General features: G+C 54.7%; 7 protein-coding genes. 2 read left to right on the plus strand and 5 right to left on the minus strand.

Going from position 1 to position 17,844, the window contains the following annotated elements:
• Nucleotides 1-2 precede the first annotated feature (2 nt).
• From JUF11_RS02630 to JUF11_RS02645, 4 genes are all read right to left on the minus strand, one after another.
• On the minus strand, nucleotides 3-923 hold the full coding sequence (locus JUF11_RS02630) for an alpha/beta hydrolase (RefSeq protein WP_373305850.1): 921 nt from the start codon (nucleotides 921-923) through the stop codon (nucleotides 3-5).
• A complete protein-coding gene (locus tag JUF11_RS02635; RefSeq protein ID WP_204118191.1) occupies nucleotides 886-2,025 on the minus strand; it encodes a PTS transporter subunit EIIC in 1,140 nt (379 codons plus the stop codon). Before JUF11_RS02635 ends, JUF11_RS02630 begins: the two co-directional genes overlap by 38 nt.
• Nucleotides 2,026-2,185: 160 nt before the next feature.
• Nucleotides 2,186-7,399, minus strand: a complete 5,214-nt coding sequence (locus tag JUF11_RS02640; protein WP_204118192.1) for a TIM-barrel domain-containing protein — start codon at nucleotides 7,397-7,399, stop codon at nucleotides 2,186-2,188.
• Between the two features lie 643 nt (nucleotides 7,400-8,042).
• Nucleotides 8,043-11,933 (minus strand): polysaccharide lyase family 8 super-sandwich domain-containing protein, encoded by a 3,891-nt coding sequence (locus JUF11_RS02645; RefSeq protein ID WP_204118193.1) that lies wholly within the window; start codon nucleotides 11,931-11,933, stop codon nucleotides 8,043-8,045.
• Nucleotides 11,934-12,408: 475 nt separating this feature from the next.
• Between JUF11_RS02645 and JUF11_RS02650 the strand changes: the two genes are divergently transcribed.
• Nucleotides 12,409-12,750: a PadR family transcriptional regulator gene (locus tag JUF11_RS02650; protein ID WP_204118194.1), complete on the plus strand. Its 342-nt coding sequence runs from the start codon at nucleotides 12,409-12,411 to the stop codon at nucleotides 12,748-12,750.
• On the plus strand, nucleotides 12,728-13,600 hold the full coding sequence (locus JUF11_RS02655) for a DUF1129 domain-containing protein (RefSeq protein WP_204118195.1): 873 nt from the start codon (nucleotides 12,728-12,730) through the stop codon (nucleotides 13,598-13,600). The genes JUF11_RS02650 and JUF11_RS02655 overlap by 23 nt, the downstream gene beginning before the upstream one ends.
• 81 nt (nucleotides 13,601-13,681) lie before the next feature.
• Here the strand turns inward: JUF11_RS02655 and JUF11_RS02660 are convergent, their stop codons facing one another.
• Nucleotides 13,682-17,611, minus strand: a complete 3,930-nt coding sequence (locus JUF11_RS02660; RefSeq protein ID WP_204118196.1) for a polysaccharide lyase family 8 super-sandwich domain-containing protein — start codon at nucleotides 17,609-17,611, stop codon at nucleotides 13,682-13,684.
• Nucleotides 17,612-17,844 lie beyond the last annotated feature (233 nt).

Raw genomic sequence — 17,844 nt, forward strand, 5'->3', positions numbered from 1 at the left:
GCTTATTCATCTGGCGCACTGCCCACCCCTGGCCGGGCTTGCCCGCTGGCCGGCACGTGCACCCCTTGCTGGTTCGGATTGGTCAGGATGTACTGTTGAATGTAGCTTTCAATCTGCCGGTTTTGCGGCAAATCGGAGTGGCTGGCATCATCGCCAGACACGGTGATCTGCGTGTAGTGCTTCACCTGGTTTTGGAAGATATACTTGCCACTCTCCACACTGGAAAGCGGCACGGTGCCGTCGCCACTATACGTCGCCGTCCCCGCCAAGGAGTACACGGTGAGACTGGTCGGCAGATTCTTTTTGGCTTTAATCAGGTCCACCAACATTTGCGTGCGGTTGCTGGCGTTACTTTCTTCCAAATTGTACGGTGTGCCAATGGTCATCAGGTCGCTAATCGTCATTGAAGCGCTGGCGTAATACTTTTCCAAGAACAAAGTCCAGATCAGGCCGCCGTTACTGTGGCCGATTCCTTTGAATCGATTGAAATGGTAGGTCGCCATCAGCTTCTTCAAGGCAATGTTAAACCAGCGGGCCTGCTTTTTGATGTTGTTGTAGCCATCCTTGTTGTTCTCAAAAGCCACCACGATGTACGGTTCGTTATCGCGGGCGGCGATACTCCCAGTGGAAGTCATGCTGCCGTCGGTTTTCACCGTCACCTTAAGCAAACTGTGGCCGCTGGTGCGTTGATTAAGCGTGGTGATCAAGCCGTTAAACCGGTTCTGGGTGGCTGAGCTACCAGGCACCAGAATCACCGGCGCCATGCGGGAGTCGTGAATGACCTGGGTCTGCTTCACCTGGCCGCGCATCCAAATGGTCGCTGGGATGAACAAGCCAAGCGCAACGGCGAGACCGAGGAGGCTGAGCAAAATCGTGCGTCCAGTTTTAGACATCCGGCGCCACCTCCTCCAGCATTTTGACAAATGGCCAGTAGATCGCCACCGAAGCCGCTAGACCAATCACAGCCACAATCAGCGCCGGCCAGTTACCATTGGTGGCCAGCCAAGCCAACATCGGCCCGGGCGTCGTGGCCGGGACATGGTAGACCGCAGCGGTCATGAGGTGCAGGTGCAGCGCGACCCAAGCCAGCGCCGTCGCGGCCAGTGGGGCCAATGTGAATGGAATCAGCATTAACGGATTGAGCAGCAGCGGATAGCCCACCAGCAGTGGCAAATTGAGATTAACCAACCCAGGGACCAAGCTCCATTTGGCCAGCTGACGCTGGGTGCGCCGCCGATCTGCCAGCAAAATCGCAATGATGAGCCCAAGCGTGCCGCCGACCCCGCCAAACAGCGCGAACGGTCGATACAACGTGCCGATCGTGGTCAGGTAGGGGACGGTTTTATGGGCAAGGACGGCGGTCAGATTCGCCGTGGCGGTTGGCCCGGTCAACAACGGCGAAAGTGGGTCAATAAGTGGCGTCAGGCCAAACCAAGCCAGCACGCTGTTAGCAATCACGGCGAGCAAGACGCCGACGCCGCCGTGGGGAATGCCGGTAAAACTCGGGCTGATTTCGCCCACGGCAAGCGCGTTGAGGCCCAGGCGGATAGCCACCGCAAAAATGATGATGAGGCTGGCCGTGAGCCGCGGCCGCGCCAGATTAAGCAGCCACCCGACGAGCAGACCAAATACTAGGCCCATTAGCAGGCCACCTAGCCCTAAGCCTGGCCCTAACATCGCTAGCCGCGTGGTGTTGAGTACCAGAAACCCGACCCCTGCCACTAACATGGCCAACGTAGGATTGCGGCGTGCCACGGCGCGGGCGGCGAAAATCGCCGTCAAGAGGCCAAGCAGCCCAAGGGTATAGGCTGTCAGCATCGACAGGCCTTGGCGAATTAAAGCGTAGCCCGGTAGCCAACTTTTAATGCCAAAGACCTCCGTGAAAAACCCGTTCCGGGAAAAAGCCGCAACCAACAGGGCCTGTGCGTAAGTCCCAAGAAGCACGAGCGGCAGTAAGGGCTGAAAAGTCGCAGTTAGGATTTCATAAAAGCGGCTGTGAAAATAACGGTGCAACAACTTTTTCATGACGAATCCTCCGTTGTCATTATACCAAGAAACACGACGATTTCCTCGGACTGCGCGAAGCGATTGTTATTTATTTCCCGGGCAATGAGCCCGCAAAAAAGCGGCCGTCTCCCCCAGACGGTCGCTTCTCCCATATTTACCGGTTGTTGATTACGGTCAGTTAGTTTTGCTTGCGCCGGGAGAACCCAAGACCCCCGAGTAAGCTGAGTAGTGCAACGCCAAGGGCTGCCAGCGGGGTGGTCGACTCGCCGGTCTTCGGTAGCGTCTTCTTGCCGGCGGCTTTGGTGATCGCCGCCACTTTTTGTTGCTGCGTTGCTTTTTTATCCTGCTTCAACTTAGCAACTTGGTTGTCAGCTGGCGCAGGTTTGGTGCCTTGATCATGCTTGCCGGTTTGCTCACCCTGAGCCACCGGCTTGAGGATGGCCAAAGCCTCTTGCAAAGCGGTGGTGGCCGCTTCGACTTGCGCCGCGGTGGCATTTGGATTAGCCGCTACCGCTTGGGCAGCAGCTAAGGCATCAGCCACGCCGACATAGCTTTGGGCGGTGTAGTGAGCCGCATCCTTAGCCGCTTTTTCGGCCTTAGCAATCGCCGCTTGGAAGGCGGTCTTATCCACCACCACTGGCTTAGCCTTGAGGCCGGCCAGCGCCGCGGTCAGCTGAATCGCCGCATCATCAATGGTGTCCTGCGTGGCGGCATCATCGCCCACCACTGCAGCCGCGTTGCTGATCGCGTCGGCAAGGGCTTGCTGAGAGTCTACGGTGTAGCCGCTGGCGTCGACCCCTTGCGCAAGCTTCAATGACTCAGCCAAAACGGCTTTGTCGAGGTGCGTGGCCGGGGTGAGGCCTTTGACGGCATCAATCAGGCTTTGTTGCGCCGTATCGATGGCCACTTGGTCAGCCGCACTGTCATCAGCGACGGTTTGGCCTTGTGTCAGCGCATCGGCAACGGCTTGCCAGCTATCAGCGGTGTAATGCTCTGGATTCAGGGCCTTGGCGGTAGCGATGCTTTGCCGCAAGCCAGCCTTGGCGGGATCCAGATAGGTTAACTCAACGGCGGCTGGTGCTTCTAGGAAGGCTTCCTTGCTGATTTGGTTAACCAGCATTGGATCCGTCAACGCCAACTTCAGCGCATCCCCGGACAGTGGCTTCTTCGCGGTTAACGTGAAGGTCGCCAGGTCCAAGTCGCCGCTTAAGCGGTCAGCTTCACCCTTGTTTGAGAAGATCAGATACAGATCTTCGCTGCCATCAGAGTGCAACCGGCTCTTGGAGAAGTTGATCATGTTCTTCGTCGCGTCGGTGGCCTGGACGTTACCAAAGGTCAGTTCCTTGCTGGTATACGGAATGTGCACGGACAGGGCGTTCACGCCGGTCAGATCATGGCCTTGCAAGGTCACGGTGATGGTGTCGCCTGGCTGGTAACTGGTCTTGTCCGTCTTGAGAGTCAAAGTGCCAGTTGGTACAGCCTCATCCCAAGTCGTGACGGCGGTGCCGAGGTGCGTTTCGACATAGTTAATGTCATAGGCATCGATGGTGCCGTTTTGGTTCATGTCACCATTTTCAACATAACCATCAAAGTCGGAGTCCTTACCATGAGTCAAGCCAGCGTAGTTCCGCAGGGAGGTTTCGTCGTCATCGGTCCAGGTGCCGTCGTTGGTCAAATCGCCAGGCCAGTGCGGCTTGGTGCCTTCCTTCTTGAACAGCAGGAATTCTTGACCCGAAACGAATTGGCCAACTGACATCCCTTTTGGCACGGTGAAGCGCACAAAGTAAGCTTTCAAGCCGCTGAGGTCAACGGTCTTTTCCTGACCGTTGGCGGCCCAACCGCGCGTCTGAATCGGATCGCTCCAGTGCACCCCGTCGATGGAAACCGAGATATCCAGGCCGGTGATGGTCCCGTTACCGCCATCCACGCGCGGCACGTAGGTGAAGTGGTCCAATTCGTACACATTGCGCAGTTCAACCAGCATGGACAGCGGCGTGGCATCTTGCTTGGCATCCGGGCCGGTGAACCAATTGGTATGCGCCGTCGAGTTCAAGTCAAGATCGAAGAGCAGTTCTGGACCCATATCCTCCTGCCAGATGTCGGTGCCAGTGATGTTGGAGTCAGTGCTCCGAACCACAATGCCCTTGATGGCATCCTGCAGCGGATCATCATCGGTGCTCATGTTCTGCACATCCGTCCACGCCCCGGCGCCATCAGCGGTAATCGCCTGAATTTGCACGGTATGGTCGCTCTTCACCAGCAAGCCATCTAGGATAAAGCTGGTGCCTTGCACATTGGCGTGGAGCACCCCGTCGAGCTTTAGGTTATAGCCGGTGGCGCCTTCAACAGCATCCCAAGTCATGCCGATTTGCCGGGCATCGGTGGTGTCAGCTTGCTGGGTCAGGTTGGTGACGGCAGGCACAGCATCATTTTGCGCTGGCAGTGCATTGACTGGGGCCGCGGTGGTATCAACGCCGTCAACGGTCAAGACAATGCCATTTTGAGTGACATCGGTGGCGCCTAATTTCACGCGCAGGAAGGCTTGCTCGATGCCGGTGCCAATGCCCTTCAGGTAGTCATTGATCAGGTAAGCCTGGTCATAGAAGTAGACATTCGTGCCAGCGTTGAAGGCTTCTAAGCTATCCACTGCAGTGAGGGTGACGGTTTTGCCGCCAACCGTGGCGGTGACGCTAGCTGGCGCCGTCTTGCTGCGAATATCAAATTCGGTGGTGCGATCAGTGACCATGTTGGCGTAGCTGCCGGTCATCGGATCAACGGTGACGGTGAGCTTAGTACCTTGCAGGTCAGAGGTGATAGTGGTCTTGCTGGACTGACCATTCAGGTATTCCTTGGAAATCCCATCATCTTCGTAGTTCGTCGTGGTGGTCTTGCCGTTAGCGTAAATCTGGAACTGCCGCTGGCTGAGATCCATTTTGTCTGGCGTATTATGCGCAGGCGTGGTGGCAATAATTGAGCCGGCTTTGACGAAAATTGGCAGCTTCCAAATCGGGGCATCAAAGTTATTGATGACCTGACCGCCTTGGTATTCCTTGCCGGTGTAGTAGTCAATCCAGACTTGGTTGGCATCTGGCAGGTAAATGCCATTGCGCACGTCATTGCCTTGCGCGTCGGCGTTGGTGTCCTGGTAAACTGGTGCCACCAGGAAGTCGTCGCCCCACATGTATTCGTATTTCACCAGATCCGTGTAGGTTTCTGGCAGATTTGAATAGTCGAGGAAGAGCGCCCGCACCATTGGCTTGCCGTCGAAGGTGGATTGCGCCGCCGCGGTATAAATATACGGCATCAGCATCGACTTTTGCTTCAGGTAAGCGCGGTTGATGTTGGTGGTCGCCTCATCAAAGACAAATGGATTCTTTGGATTGCTGCCCCAACCATCCATGTTGAGTTCGATTGGCGTGAAGGTCTTCCACTGGAAGTCGCGAATGTTGATAATCGGGTTCTTGCCGCCGAAAATCCCATCCAAGTCAGAGCCGACATTCGGCTGGCCGGATAAGCCTTCGCCGATGTACGTTGGAATGTGGAAGCGGATGTATTCCCATTCGCCGCCGGTTTGGTCGCCATCCCAAACACCCGCATAGTGCTGGGTGCCAGCCCAGCCGTTCAAGGTGATGATGAAGGGCCGAATACTGTCGCCGTTCACTTGTTCCATCATATCAGTGGCAGTTTCGATGCCATCAAGCCCGAAGGAGTACCCAGGGCCCACCCAAGCCACATCGGTCTTCAGCGCCACGACCCCGGCGGCGACTTCAGCGGCGAAATCGCGGTCCTTGTTGGTCGGGTTATCAGGGTCCACGGGCTTCAGGTTTTGCTGAGTCCACAAGCCGACTTGAATGCCGCGCTCATTGGCGTACTGGATAAATCCCTTCAAGTTTTCGATGTTGCCAGCCAAGCTATCCGTTTGGCCGTAGCCAGCGCCATAGCCGTCGTTTGGCAGGAACCAGCCCAGTGGCATGTCATGCGCGATGTATTCATCGATGACTTCGCGGGCGGAGAATTGATAGTTATCCTTTTCCCCGTTCAAGGATTCCAGCGTGCCGGTTTGGCCAGCCGGGACCTTATCCGGTTCGTATTCCTTGTAAGTCTTGCCATCTGGGAACTTGATGCCGCCGTACGTGCCTTCTGGAACTTCGACCCAGATATCGCGGTTATAAGCGTTCAAGTGGGCTTCATAGAAAGCATAATGCGGCATCAAAGCCGGCAGGCCGGTGAGTTCTTGGTAATCGTGAATCAAGGCGTAAGCCGTGTCATCGAAGAAGTAAACCGCATCGAAGCGATCTTCCTCGTGGTTAGCCGTAATTTCGCCATTATTCGCGGTGTCAAAATTGTAGGTCCCCGGCTTGAAGGTGTTGCGCACCACGCCGTAACCCGCAGTGGACCAGTAGAACGGATTCGGTGACGCTACCCCGCCATCAACCCAGTCATTGGTCTTGAGAATCTTGATTTCCTTACCCTTCATGGTGAATTCACCGTTTTGGGTGCCACCGCCGAAGTACTGACTGCCAGCAGCGTCCTTCAGATATTGCGTCGACCCCCCGGCCGTCACTTCCAAAGGCTTGCTTTCCGCCAGCACAATCTTGTTGTTGTGCAGCACTGACATCAACCCGGTGGCCTTGGCGAACTGAATTTGAATCGCATCAGTGCCGATGGTCCAGCCCGCGTCAGTGGTGGTCAAGGTCGAGGCATTGAACGCCGCCTTGTCATAGTCATCTAAGGCCTGCGGGAAAATCTTGGCGTTGAGCCCTTCCTTGGACTGTGCCGGGTCGCCGTACTCACCGCTTGGATCAACATAATAGCGGAACATCTTATCGGTGAGCACGCTGACATGCGCCTTTTGCCCGTTTTGATAGGTGACTTCGTAGACGTTGGTTTGCTTCTCGACATTGGTGATCGGATTAGCCACCGTATCATCGCTGACTGCATCGTCTGCACTTTGATCATCTGCCGCGGGTTGACCGGCGGCTTGTTTGGCCGCTTGATCTGCGCTTTGGTCTGCCGTTTGATCAGTGGCGGCATCAGCAGCCGGCTTTGCCTCTTGCTCTACCCCAGGGGCCGGATCCGCTTTAACGTCTGCAGCAGCCGCCGACTCCCCAGCCGGTGCTGCTTCTGGTGTTGCTTGCTGTGCCGCTGGTGCTTCAACCTGCTTACCCGTAGCAGTTGTGGCATCGGTGGTGGCATCGGCGGTTTGATCAGTTTGCGGCTGGTCAGCTTGCGCCTGCGTGTCTTGAACTGCAGCTTCCTCCTTCGCTGCTGGTTGCTGCGTTGCCGCGTGAACATGATACCCACTTAGTCCTGAGACTGTTAAGAACGAAAGGACTGCCGTACTGTAAAGCAGGCCTTTGAACTTGAAAGTGGTGGACTTCCCATGTGCCATACTCAGTTTCCTCCTTTTTGGTGCCCGGCTCGAAATTCGCCCGTGAGCCGGTTAGCTCAGACATTGATACCCCCACTCCCCAGCAGTGGTACCAACCACCGTGAGTGTATCCGGTTTCAAGTCGCGCCGCAAGCGGATCCCGTTGGTGCTAGCGTGGTTCACTCAAGGTAAAAATTTGTCCCCCTCACTTGCGCCGGGCAATAAATATTTTATTTCTTGGAACGATTTTTTCGCTTTTTGAATATTTGACCGAATTTCCTTGCATCAACCGGTCTTTTAGGGCGGAAAATGCCTGATTGGTAGGTACGATTAACCCGGAAATCTTTTTTAAATCGAGCCACGATGCTCATTATTTTCACCTTTTTAACCACGTCAACAGCGCTGCTGTACACTTCTAAAAATGAGGACTTTCACCTTCGTTGTGATGGTCTAATAGTTTTCGTCAATTTTCACGAATTGGGTTTTTAAGCCCGAATTCAGGCCTATTAAACCGGCATTTGCCATTTCCAACCCCTAACCACTTTTGTACATACCAATAGTGAACGATGCCTAACTTGCAAAGCGCCTACCGGTTTGCAGGCACCAAAAAGCACCGTTCACCTGCGATTCACAGGGAACGGTGCCGGTTTAACTCACTGTGGTTCTATGCGCGGTGCTTACGCCAGATCAGCGCGACGCCAGCTAACAGCGCCACTCCGAGCACGCTTAACGCGGCAAAGGTCACTTCGCCGGTGGTTGGCAGGCTTTGGTGCTTGCCGGTTTGCGGCTTCGCACTGTGGTTCGGCTTGGTGTTAGGCGTTGGTTTGGGCGCAGGGGTCGGATTCGGGGCCGGATTTGGTGCCGGTTCTGGTTCCGGCGCCGGATCTGGCGTTACGGCGACCAGGGCCTTCATCGCAGCGTTCACTTTAGCCGCGGCGGCATCCACTGCCGCTTGCGTGGCTTCGTTAGTCAAGGCTTTGGCCTCAGTGATGGCAGCCTGCAACGCTGCCCAACTGGCCTTGGTGTAGGCTTTTTCGTCATACTTACCTGCTGCCGCCAGCGCTGCTTCCAGCGCAGAAGTATCAGCAACTTTGGCCAAACCTTTGATGGCCTCATTCAGCGCCTTGGTGGCGGCATCCACTGCAGCCTGAGTGGCTTCTGGATCAGCCGCAACGGCTTGGGCAGAGACCCGCACTTTCTTCAAAGCTTGCCAGGTGCTTGGCGTGTAGTCGGCTTCCTTGAGCTTGTCGGCCGCTGCCAGGGCATTGGTCAAGGCTTCTTTATCTGCCACTTTGACCAGATCCTTGATGGCGGTGGTCAGGTTCTGTACTGCAGCATCGACATCGGACTGCGCGGCATACTGGTCATCCACCAGCGCTTCTGCTTGTTCAAGAGCCGTTTGCACTTTGGCAAAGCTGGTAGGGGTGTAATCAGCAGCGACCAGCGCTTTGGCCTGCGCCACCACTTTTTGCAACTCGGTTTTGTCGACTGGGACGGCGAGCTGCACGGTTACGGTTTGACTAGCGCCAGCCAGGCCAGTGGTGTCAAAATGCAACTGGTTGCCGGCTGCCGTGAAGGCGCCGGTAGCCTTGGTCGTGATTGACACTGGATGATTAAAGGTGAAGTTCACTGTGGCGCCGGTTTGCCGCGGTTCGGCGGCGGTTAATTGGTAACGGTTATGGCCCAGGGACTTGATGACAACGGAGGCGGTGTTATCAATTGACACGAGATCCGCCAGCTGATCGGCCTTAGTCCAAACATTCGCCAGGATTTCATCCTTGGTTTGAATGGCCTGCAGCTGATTGGTGTTGGCCAGGACCTTGTAGCTTGGCGTTTTCGCCAGCGCGGCGATTTTGGCATCGGTAGCGCCAGGCACGGTCACGTATTCGTAACTACCATTGTCAACGTTTTGGCCGTGCATCGCAGCCAAGGTCAGATAGGTTTTAGCGTAAACCGTATCAGATGGGAAGTACCCGTTGATGTCTTTATACGAGCCTTCGCGGGTGGCTTGGCTGATGGCGACCTGGTCATTGTGCGGGGCAATGATGTAACCGACGTTGTTTTTCGGGTCGGCCGCATTGAGGTTGGCCCACTGGCTCACGGTCTTTTGACTGGCAAAAGGCTGGCCATCAACGGTGATTTTTGTGGTGGCAGGGTCGAATTGCCGCTGGTCGACGATAGTTTCGATATCAGCCTTCGTGCTACCAGTGATGTTGGCACCGAGGTTGACGATTTGCCCGTCGAGCAGGAACCAAGACTTCATCGCCTTGAGGTTTTGGCCTTCGTTCACTTTGTTCAGCGCCATGCCGATGCTGGCAGTGTGGTGATCCGTGGCCCCACCGACCCAAGCTTGGGGACTACGCGATGAGGACTTTTCCCCGACCGCCAGTTCAGCGGTATCCACGGTGGTCCCAGGCAAGCGATACGGATCGACGGTTGGCCAGTAACCTTCGCCAAATTGATCCAGGTCGTTGTTGTAGAGATAGACCATGCCATCGGCGCTGTGCCAAGCTTTACCATTTTCGGTGTTGCCATATTCGAAGTTGGCGATGCGCTTGGAGTACATGGCAATCCCAACGGCATAGTCAGCCGTTTTTTGCAAAACGCGGTCCATCGAGCCGTAGACGTTCAGTGAATCCACATCGGCTGGCTGCGCGGTGGCGTTAGCCAGTGCGGTTTTCAGGCCAGTGATGGCAGCATAGTCGCGAGGGTTGTTGAAGTAGTTGTAGCGATTGCCCACTTGCGCCACCCAAGTCGCCACGGCCTGATAGATTTTGGCCTTCAATGGGGCCGGCGTCGCGTCGGCAATTAAGGTCAGGTTCGCCAGGGTTTCCTTCCCGGTTTCCAGCTCGGTGGTTTCGGGGTTGGTGCCAGGCGCTCGGGAAATACTCCGCCCGGATACCATTGAAGGCATCCGCCCGTTGACCATCAGCTGCAAATAGCCTTTATCCAGCAGGTTGAAGACATTGGTGAATTGATTTTCGGCAATCGTCCAAGGCGTGCCGACCAAAATCGACGATACCCGCGCGATGCCTTTGATCATTTCGTTACCGTAGGAGCCATTGTACGGGAAGAAGGTGTGCTGCACGAAGGAACCATCGGCGTAAATCCCATCTTTCGCGGTCACCAGCCCCATGGCTTTAGGCAAGTTTTGTTGGACCAGCGCCACGCGGCTGTCATCTTCCAGCAGCAAACCGCTAGCCAATACGGAAATCGAAATATCGGTCAGGTTGGCGCCGGTGGCAGTGTAGCTTGGCCACTGAATGTTAGGATCCTTGCAGTAACCCAAGAGCGGCTGCACGAATTTCACCAGGGTTGCATGATCTTTTGCGTTCAGGTCGTTGTATAGCAGCATCAGGGTGTCATCGAGTTGCTGCGCAGAGCCGATTTGCCAATCCCACCAGTTGCCCTTGGAATAAGTACCGTTATATTGCTTCTCCGTAATCATAAAGTTGATGGCGGCAATAATGGCGTCATACACTGCCTGATCATGGTATTGCTTGCTGAGGGGGTTGTAATAACCCAGCGTCAGCAGCTTGATGTTGGTAAAGGTGGTGGTGTAGTCCGCCGAAATGGTATCCGCTGGCTTCAAGGCCCACAGGCGGTCGCGGTCAGCGCTGCGATTCATCGTGTCCCACAAGGTTTGACTTTGGCTCGCCAGACTGGTGAGATAAGCCTTCACATTCGCATCACTTAAATCCGGATTATCGGCGATCAAGCGGTCGCGCCAACGCTGCCGCATTTGCACGTACTCGGCGCGGGCCGCGGCAACGGTGACTTCGGCTTTGGCGCTCACATTGGTGTTGGCCACCGCAGCGGTGATGGTGGCTTTACCGGCTTTAAGTCCCGTCACCTGTCCCTTCGCATCAACCTTAGCCACACTTGGATCACTGCTGGTCCAGGTGATGGCATCAGCTTTCGGCGTCATATCGCTCGGGGTCGCGGTGTATTTGAACTGCGTCGTGTTGCCGACACTCACGGTTTTGGTCGTCGCGTCTAAAGTGAGGCCGGTCAGCGTTTGCGCTTTGGCAAAGGCCTTGATTTCATTCAAGCTAGTCCCATACGTTCGCCCGTTGGTGTGAAGCCACTGTTTTTCCTGATGGAATTTGATGTATCGGACCTGCTGCTGCGTCAAGGTGATTTTGCGATCCGCCTTGACGCCGGTGCTAGCCGGCAGATTCTTGTTGACGGTATAAACTGATTTGAACTGCTGGTCGTCCTTGGCGATCAACACTTCATAAGCCGGGGCTTCCGCAGAAAAGTCCAGATCGATTTCACTGACCGGCTTGGCTGCCCCTATGTCGACGGTCAACCACTGATCATCAGTTTTACCCGCAGACCAGCGGGTGCTTTCATCCCCATCGACCGCTTTTTCCCCGCTGAACTGGGGATAAACCCAGCTACCTTTTTCATTCTTATCTCCTTCGACGCCAGAAAAAGTCACTGGCCGGTTTAGGGCGAGGTTCAAGTTGTCATCCGCCTGCACATGCATCGCGCCTGTGGTCACCAGCGCTAATGCTAAGACGCTGGCACTAATCAAATGTCGCTTCTTCATTTTGCTCCTCCTCAGGTTCACCTTTTAGTCAATACTGAGTGGCTTGCCGTCGCCCACCGACCGCCGTCCAGCTGCCTTACTTAAAATTTTGACCAGCGTGAGCGTACCAAGGTGCGGCTGGAAGCGCAATCATTCATATTCCACATTTGCCAGTGGTATACACCACCAGCAGGCGGCGTTCTGGGCTGGAAAATAAAAATGCCCGGATTGGGCTTAAATTTTCCATACCAATAAATGCTCGCTAAATCACAATCGCGTTTTTACGAGCGGTAACCGCTAGTTATTAGCGATATTCTAATTTAAATGGGAAATATTTTTGTACATACCAATTTATAAAAAGCATTAAGCGCCCAGTTTGGCGAACAGCTGATTGCGGATTATAAACACGAAACAGCGCATCATGATACTATTTAGTTTGGCTAACTAGTCAGGCATGTTATACTCAGCTAGTCAGGGAGACTAACTAGGAGGCGCCATGAAACAAACTCAATTATTGCGCGGCGTTTTGGAAGGCTGCGTCTTGGCTATTATTGCCAAGGGTCCGATCTACGGTTATGAATTAATGCAGGCCTTACACGGCTATGGCTTCACCTCGATTGCAGGTGGCACCCTTTATCCGCTACTCGCCAAGTTAGAACATCAAGGGGCCCTCAGCAGTCGCAGTGTCGCCTCACCCGAGGGACCAACGCGGAAGTACTTTTCGCTCACCACGCAAGGTTTTGAAAATCTCACCGCTTTTCAAACGCAATGGGCAGCGTTTGGCGCGCAAGTCGCTGCCGTCATGGAGGCTATCGATGATGAAAAATCCAGAAGATGAAACTAAGCTCGATACTTTGCAGCGTCAACTCACCAGCGCTAATCGTGCCTGGTTCAGTCGGCTGCGACTGTTCATGTGGCTGGAAGGCTGGGCGCGTGACCGCAGCGCCGTGGCAAGTCAGCTTTTAGCGATGATGCAAGATTTACTCGATGCGCAGCGCGATGGTGCCAGTGCAGAATCATTCTTCGGTCAGGAACCTAAAGCCATGGCCAAGGCCATTTTGCGCGAACTACCACTATTACCGGTGCTGACTTGGCTCCGCATCGGCGGTAGTCTGGTTTGGTTTAGCTGGTTCGCCGCCTTACTATTGGCAGCAGGACGCCAACCGGGTCTACCGATTAAAGGCTTGACGATGGGGTTGCTCTTGGCCCTCACCCTCGTTGGTGGTTATGCCATCATTAAGCTACTGTCTGCCCTACCCTACGCCACGGTGAAACAGGAAAAGTGGTTATGGCATGGCAGCGGGATGGTGATGCTGTTCTGGCTGATCGGTACCGTTTGGCTGCTAGTGCGTCAGCCGGGATCAGCGTTGATTATTCCCGCCCCGCTTGATTTAGCGGTGATTGCGCTCACTTTTGGGCTAAGTTTCGTCATTGGGTGGCGTTTAAACCGGCTTTTCCGATTAGGCACCTCGGCCATCCCTATCGTGCTGATGCTCTTGCTCTGGGCCGGAGCCGCCTTGGTTCAACAGTATCTCGCAGATAACGGTCAGACGTTATCGCTGACGCTGGCCTGGTGGGTCGTCGGAATCGGCGTACCACTTTTGCTCCTTTACTTCGGATTCAGCGTTTGGTCCATTTACCAATCAAACCGGCTGACAAAGCACCTCAGCCGGAAAGCGAAACATTAAGGGCAGACAAAAACGCACCGCACAGCTCACCATGTGAGTCATGCGGTGCGTTTTTTGTCTCATGCTGATTTACGATTCAAATTATGCGCGATGCTTCCGCCAAATTAGCGCCACGCCTGCTAGCAAACTCATCCCCAGCACGCTTAACGCTGCAAAGGTGACTTCACCGGTGCTTGGTAAGCTGCGCTTTGTAGCTTTCGCCTTGGCCGCTGCGGGCTGGCTAGCCTTCGCCGGCGTTTGCGGCTTCTGGGCTGGATTTGGCTGTTTGCCTGATGGTTGGTCTGTTTGGCCAGTCGGTTGCGGATTTGGCTTTTTAATTGGCTTCTGATCAGTTTCCTGATCGACAGTCGCCGTGACCTTAACCAAACCCTTGATGGCGGCATTAATTTTAGCGGTCGCGGCATCAACTTCCGTCTGGGTGGCTTCTCCAGTCAAGGCTTGCCCGGCCTTGATGGCGGCTTGCAGTGCCTGCCACGTTGCGTCCGTATAATTCTTAGCCGCGTACTTATTGGCCACAGTGATGGCCGCTTGCAAGGCAATTGTATCGGCCACTTTATTCAACGCTTTTACGCTGGCTGTCACTTGAGCAGTAGCATCATTGACTGCATCTTGGGTCGCATCAAGATCGCCAGCGACTTGTTTGGCCGCGGCCAAAACTTTTTGCATCGCCTGCCAGCTGCTTGGGGTGTAGTTGCTGGCTTTCAGTTTATCGGCCGCCGCAATCGCATTGGTCAGCGATTCCTTTTCTGCAACTTCAACGAGGTCAGCGACTGCCGCCGTCAAAGCGGCGTCCGCAGCATCAATGTCAGCTTGGGAGGCCTCCTCGTTGCCAGCGACGGTTTGGGCCGCGGTCAAAGCGGCTTGAACTTTAGCAAAACTGCTTGGCGTATAGGTGTCAGCGCTTAGGCTTTGCGCTTTGGCAATCGTCTTGGTCAGGGCCGTTTTATCTGTCGGCACCGCCAGCTGAACTGTGACCGTCTGACTCGCTCCTGCTAGGCCGGCGGTGGCGAAATGCAGCTGATTATCCTCAGCGGTGAAGGTTGTATCGGCCTTGTCAACCAGACTAACCGGATAGTTGAAAGTGAAGTTGACCGTGGCGCCAGTTTGCCGCGGTTCGGAGGCGGTGATTTGATAACGGTTGTTGCCGAGGTCCTTGATCAGTACGGCAGCGGTGTTATCGATCGAAACCAAGTCGCCCAGCTGATTAGCGCGGGTCCAAACATTGGCCAAGATTTCATTCTTGGTTTGAATGGCCTGCAGCTGATCGGTGTTCGACAGCACTTCATAACTCGGGTTTTTCGCCAAAGCTGCCACTTGGGCATCGGTGGCGCCAGGCACCGTGACATATTCATAAGTGCCATTGGTCACGGTTTTACCGTGCATCGCGGCGAGGGTGAGGTAAGTCTTGGTGTAAATGGTATCGTTCGGGAAGGTCTTGTTGATATCCGAGTATGACCCTTTACGTGTCGCCTGACTGATGTCAACCGGATCATTATTTGGCGCAATGATGTAGCCAACATTGTTCTTCGGATCGGCGGCATTGAGATTTGCCCATTGGCTGACGGTTTTCTGATTGGCAAAAGGCTGACCATCCACCGTGACTTTGGCGGTTGCCGGATCAATTTGTCGCTGGTCGACAATCGTTTCGATGTCGGCAGTAGTGCTGCCATTGATATTCGCCCCTAGGTTGACGATTTGACCGTCAAGCAGGAACCAAGACTTCATCGCCTTAAGGTTTTGGCCTTGGTTGACCTTGTTCAAGGCCATCCCCACCGTGGCAATCTTGTTATCGCTAGCACCACCTACCCAAGCTTGCGGGCTAAGGGTCGAGGCGCCAGCGCCGTCAGCTAGCGGGGCCGTATCAACCGTTGTACCTGGCAAGCGATACGGGTCTACAGTCGGCCAATAACCCGTGCCGAACTGGTCGTAATCATTGTTGTAGAGATACAGCATCCCATCGGCAGTATGCCAGCCTCGCACGTTTTCATCGTTGATAGCCTCATAATTCGCGATGCGTTTGGAGTACATGGCAATCCCAACTGAGTAATCAGCAGTCTTTTGTAGCACGCGATCCATAGAGCCGTAGATATTCAACGAATCGACATCATTGGCCTGGGCGGTAGTACTGTCTAAAACCGTCTTCAGCCCGGTCAAAGCAGCGTAATCTCGGGGGTTGCTGTAGAAGTTGTAGCGGCTACCAACTTGGGCAACCCAGGTGGCAATAGCTTGGTAAATCTTGCCTTTGAGCGGCGCCGGCGTAGCATCGGCGATCAAACTCAAGTTAGCAATGGTTTCTTTCCCGGTTTCCAGCTCTGTGGTTTCTGAGTTCGTGCCAGGCGTCCGGGAAATACTACGGCCGGAAAGCATCGATGGCATTCGCCCATTGACCATCCCCTGCAAAAAGCCTTTATCGAGCAGGGTGTAGATACTGGAGAACTGATCTTCGCCAATGGCCCAAGGCGTACCCACCAGCACCGACGAAACCCGGGCAATGCCTTTAATCATTTCGTTCCCGTAGCTCCCGGTGTACGGAATGTTGGTGTGTTGCACAAACGAACCATCAGCATAGATGCCATCACTCACCGTCACGAGGCCCATCGCTTTCGGCAGATTCTCCTGCACTAAGGCAACGCGGCTATCATCTTCGAGCAGCAGGCCAGTGGCTAACACCGTAATCGAAACATCGGTCAAGTTCGCGCCAGTCGCCACGTAGTTTGGCCACCGAACGTTGGGATCCTTGTCGTACCCGAGCAGCGGCTGAACGAATTTCACCAGCGTGGCGTGGTCTTTTTGATTCAAATCGTTATACAGCAACATCAGCGTGTCGTCCAGCTGCTGGGCCGCGCCGATTTGCCAGTCCCACCAGTTATCTGACCAGTACGTGCCGTTGTACTTTTGGTCCGTAATCATGAAATTGATGGCACTGATAATGGCATCGTAGACCGCCTGATCATGATACTGCTTGCTCAGTGGATTGTAATAACCCAGCGTCAGCGTTTTGATTTTGGTGAATACCGTCGTGATATCCGCTGAGGCGCTTTCGCCTGCAACCGCTGGCCAGAGCCGGGAGCGGGTGGCGCTACGATCCATCGTGTCCCAGACGGTCTGGCTTTGCGCCGCTAAATCCGTTAAATAGGCCTTGACGTTAGGATCGCTGAGGTCTGGATTAGTCGCAATTAACCGGTCACGCCAACGCTGCCGCATTTGCACGTATTCTTCGCGTTCTGCGGCCACGGTCACTTCTGCGGTGGCTGTGACGTTACTGTTGGCCACAGCCGCGGTGATGGTGGCTTTGCCTGCCTTCACCCCGGTCACTTGCCCTTTTGCATCGACGGTCGCGACACTTGGATCAGAGCTGCTCCAAGTGACAGCTGAGGCGGCTGGCGTGAAGTCGGTCGGCTTGCCAGTGTAGGTGAAGCTGGTGGAATTGCCCACACTCACTGTTTTGCTGGCAGCATCCAGGCTCAAACTCGTCAGCCGCTGTTCATCGGCAAAAACCTTGAGCTCATTGATGCTGGAGCCGTAGTATTGCTGATTCTGGCTGTTGAGAAACTGCTTTTGCTGGTGGTACTTGATGTAACGGACCTGCTGCTGCGTCAACGTAATTTTGCGGTTGATGACAGTGCCTTGCGTCCCGTTTTTGACCGTGTACACCGGCTGATAGTTCTGGTCGTCTTTGGCCACCAGCACCTCATATTCAGGTGATTCCGCATGGAAATCCAGGTCGATTTCGCTAACGGTTTTGGTGGCGCCTAAATCGACGGTCAACCACTGGTCGTCTTGCTTGGCCGCTGACCAACGCGTACTTTCATCACCGTCGACCGCCTTGTCGCCGGTAAATTGTGGATATACCCATGACCCATCGGCCTTTTTATCGCCTTCCACGCCGGAAAATTGCACCGGCTGGTTCAAGGCCAAGTTGAGGTTATCATCGGCCTGGACATGGGCCGCCCCAGTCGCCAACAGCACCAGCGTCAACACCCCGGCACTGATCAAATGTCGCTTTTTCATCTTTGCTCCTCCTAGCGTGCGGTTGAATCAACGCCGCGCGATTCGCCAGTCCCCACCGGCCAATCGGGTCATTCGGGCGTGTAAAATTTTAACCAGCGTGAGCTTAACAAGAGATGTCTGAAAGCGCAATCAATGACACCTGTGATGGCTTGTTGGTATACCCCCAAAAAATACCGGAAAAAGGGAATTTAGGTACAAATTTGGTAAGGTTGGGCTTAAATTTTTGCTATACC

The organism is Lacticaseibacillus suilingensis, assembly GCF_016861845.1.
Classification (GTDB): Bacteria; Bacillota; Bacilli; order Lactobacillales; family Lactobacillaceae; genus Lacticaseibacillus; species Lacticaseibacillus suilingensis.